The sequence below is a fragment of the Quisquiliibacterium sp. genome (assembly GCF_982640115.1).
The window spans coordinates 1-3403 of sequence record NZ_CEXFHW010000275.1 but is presented as its reverse complement, the minus strand read 5'-3'; the positions used below and the strand labels follow the sequence as shown (position 1 = coordinate 3403).

General features: G+C 70.1%; 4 protein-coding genes. 3 read left to right on the top strand and 1 reads right to left on the bottom strand.

What is annotated here, in order from left to right; genetic code table 11:
- The 3 genes from AC2H6A_RS18790 to AC2H6A_RS18780 form a co-directional block, all read left to right on the top strand.
- A partial coding sequence (locus tag AC2H6A_RS18790) for an NAD-dependent epimerase/dehydratase family protein (protein WP_484275247.1) occupies positions 1-533 on the top strand: 533 nt, incomplete at its 5' end.
- A 33-nt stretch (positions 534-566) separates the two neighbouring features.
- Positions 567-1643: a BPSS1187 family protein gene (locus AC2H6A_RS18785; protein ID WP_484275246.1), complete on the top strand. Its 1077-nt coding sequence runs from the start codon at positions 567-569 to the stop codon at positions 1641-1643.
- A gap of 7 nt (positions 1644-1650) precedes the next feature.
- Positions 1651-2499 (top strand): alpha/beta hydrolase family protein, encoded by an 849-nt coding sequence (locus tag AC2H6A_RS18780; RefSeq protein ID WP_484275245.1) that lies wholly within the window; start codon positions 1651-1653, stop codon positions 2497-2499.
- 51 nt (positions 2500-2550) lie between these two features.
- On the opposite strand, the gene AC2H6A_RS18775 is transcribed toward AC2H6A_RS18780, so the two are convergent.
- Positions 2551-3174, bottom strand: a complete 624-nt coding sequence (locus AC2H6A_RS18775) for an FMN-binding negative transcriptional regulator (protein WP_484275244.1) — start codon at positions 3172-3174, stop codon at positions 2551-2553.
- Positions 3175-3403: the final 229 nt, after the last annotated feature.

Sequence of the window (3403 nt, the reverse complement as noted above, 5' to 3'; positions counted from 1 at the left end):
GTTACCAGACCTTCGAGGCAGCCCGGCTGGCGGGGGTGCGCCGGGTGGTCTTCGCCTCGTCCAATCATGCGATCGGCTTTCACGACCGCGCCACCCGTCTGGACGGCAGCGAGCCGGTGCGGCCCGACACCCGCTACGGCGTGTCGAAGGTCTTCGGCGAGGCGCTGGCCCGCTACTACGCCGACAAGTTCGGCCTGAGCGCGGTGTGCCTGCGCATCGGCACCGCCCGCTCGCCCGATGAACCCGGCGAGCGGCGCCACCTCGCCACCTGGATCAGCCACCGCGACCTGGCGCATCTGATCGAGCGCGCGATCGACGCCGACGTGCATTACGAGATCGTGTTCGGCGCCTCGCGCAACAGCGCATCGTGGTGGACCGACGATGCGGCCCGGCGCATCGGCTACGAACCGCAGGACAGCGCCGACGCGTGGCGCGACCGGATCGCCGAACACGTCAACGACCGCGACCCGATCGCCCGCGAACTGCAGGGCGGAATCTTCTGCGCCTGGGAGCATCCCGGGCGCCGCGGCTGACCTCGGCGCGAGCCCGGATCACCAGGAGTCACCTTGGCCACCGTCATTCGCTTCATCGCCCCCCCACGGTTGCGGGTTGTTCTCGCCTGCACAGCACTCGGACTGCTCGCTGCCTGCGGTGGCGGCGGTACGCCCGATACCGGCCTATCGCCACCCGACCCTGCGGCATCACCGCCGTCCCTGGAGCGCCAGATCTACGCGACCGCAACCGACAGCGGCATCAGCGCGGCACCGAGCGGCGGCGAAGCGCCTCACGTGGCGATCAACCCGTCGCCCTCGGCAACGACCAGGGGCCGCCTCTTCGTGTTCCTGCCGGGCACGCAAGGCCGACCAACCCAATACACCTACATCCTGCGGGCCGCCGCCGCGCGCGGTCTGCATGCGATCGGGATCAACTATCCGAACCAGACGGCGATGGGCGCGCTCTGTCAGTTCAGTCTTCAACCGGACTGCTACTGGGCCGCCCGCAACGTGGTCGTCTTCGGCGGTGGCACACCTGTCAGCGGGCAGAGCCCGGTATCGAACGCCGACTCCATCGTCAACCGGGTGGCGCGGCTGCTCGCAGAGCTCGCCGCCAGGCATCCCTCCGAAGGCTGGGGACAGTACCTGCTCGGCAACAGCACGGTCGACTGGAGCAAGGTCGTGCTTGCCGGACACTCGCAGGGTGGCGGCCACGTCGGCGTCCTGGCCAAGACCGTGTCCCTGAGCCGCGCCGTGTACTTCTCCGCGCCCGAGGACTGGAACGAGTTGACCGATCGACCTGCCAACTGGACCAGCGCGAGGCCCAACGTCACGCCGGCAAGCCGGCAGTACGGCTTCGGTGCGGACAGCGACCCCCTGGTTCCCAATGCCCACGCCTTCGCGCACTGGGATGGCCTGGGCCTGCCGCGGCCTTCGACGGGGCCGCCGCCGGCCGAGGTCGGCATCGGCTCGTTCGGCGATACGCGGCAGTTGCGCACCGCGCTGGCTCCCAACCCCGCCAGCGCCGCGGCCACGCCCGCGCTGCGTCAGCACGGCATCACGGTTGTCGACGCATCGACCCCGGTGGACGCCTCCGGCAGGCCCGTCTTCGATGTGCAGGGCGTGTGGGATTACCTGTGCTTCCAGTGACCCCATGATGTTCACGTTACGTACCCTCACCGCCCTCGCGCTGACCTTCGCGATGCTGGCGAGCGCCATGGCCGTCGAGACCGTCACCCTGCACAGGCGGGACGGCCGAGCCATCGACATCACCATCGATGAGCCCGCTGTCATGGCCTGCCGGGGTATCGCCCTGATCTCACCCGGCGCCGGAGGGTCGGCTCAGGGCTACCGTTATCTGGGCGAGGCGATGGCCTCGCTCGGCTATCTGTCGGTGGTGATCGGTCATCCGGAGAGCGGGCGACGCGCCTTGCGCGAGCACATTCGCGGGCAGGGCCTGCGCGACGGCCTGGCAGACCTGATCACCGAGCCGCAGGCCTACGAGGGAAGATTCATGGACATCGCCGCCGCGCGGCACTGGGCCTCGGCCCGATGCCGCGGGCGTGACGCCGTCCTGATCGGCCATTCGATGGGCGCGGCAACCACGATGATCGAGGCCGGCGCGCGCAACAGGCTGGGCCTGAACGGCGCCGACGCCTTCACGGCCTACATCGCGCTGTCACCGCAGGGCAGTGGCTCGATCTTTCCCGAACACGCCTGGACCGACATCCGCAAGCCAACCCTGCTGCTCACCGGCACCCGCGACAACGAACTCGGCGCAGCGTCGTGGGAGACCCGCACCGAAGCCTTCGCCAGCCTGCCCGCGGGCTGCAAGTGGCTGGGCGTGATCGACGGCGCCACGCACATGCACTTCGCCGGCAACGGGATGTCGCAGCGCACCGAAGCCCTCGTCACCCAGACCATCGCCGCCTTCCTGGAGGGCCGCCGGCGCGGCGACTGCGCGCCTCCCGCCCGCACCCGCGGCATCGAACTGAGCACGAAGTAGGCGCGCCGGCCGCATCGCAGCACGGCGCAAGGGCGAAGGCCGCGCCGCGGCTTATCCCGCCGAGCGCATCGCCTGCGCCAGGGCGGCCTCGCCACGCCCCGCCAGCGTCTCGGCCGCACCCAGCCGATCGCGCTGCTCGCGGTTCTGGCTCAGCTTGGCCTTGCCCTCGAGGCGCTCGATGGTGATCTCGATCCCGACGATCGCGGCAACCATCGAGGCGATGTAGTCGGGCGGCGAGTCGCCCATCTTCCACGGCTGCGGCTCCTGCGCCTCGTGTTCGCGAGTCAGGCGCGCGACCACGCCGCGCACGAACTTCTCGTCGTCGCGCACCGCGAGGCGACCGTGAGCGTGCACCACCTCGTAGTTCCAGGTGGGCACCAGCCGGTGTGTCTCGGGCTTGCTCGGGTACCAGTTGGGCGAAATGTAGCTCTCGTTGCCCCGGAAGACGACGAGGACGTCGGCGCCGTCGCGGCACTGCTGCCACAGCGGATTGGCGCGCGCCACGTGCCCGGTAAGCAGCCCCAGCGGACCCGTGGCCGCATCGAACTCGAACGGGATGTGGTTTGCATCGAGCCCGTCGGCGGTCTGCGTGACCAGCATGCCGAGCGGATGCTCGCGGATGATCCGCTGCAGGGCCTGGGGGTCGGACACTCGGAAGTGGGCGGGGTTGTACATGACGGCTGCTCGTTCGGGGTGGAGCGCAGATGCAAGGCGCGATGCTAGCGCATGAACGCGGCCGCACAGCCACGCCTCGCGCAACCCGCCCCTGGCCGGGTCAGTAACCGCGTTCGAGATCGACCGGATCCTCGGGGGTGCCCCCGGCCTCCCAGGCCTTGAGGCTGCGCATGAACTTCTCGAAGACCGCCCTGCGCACCTGCGGGCTGATGGCGCAGGTGTGCGGCGT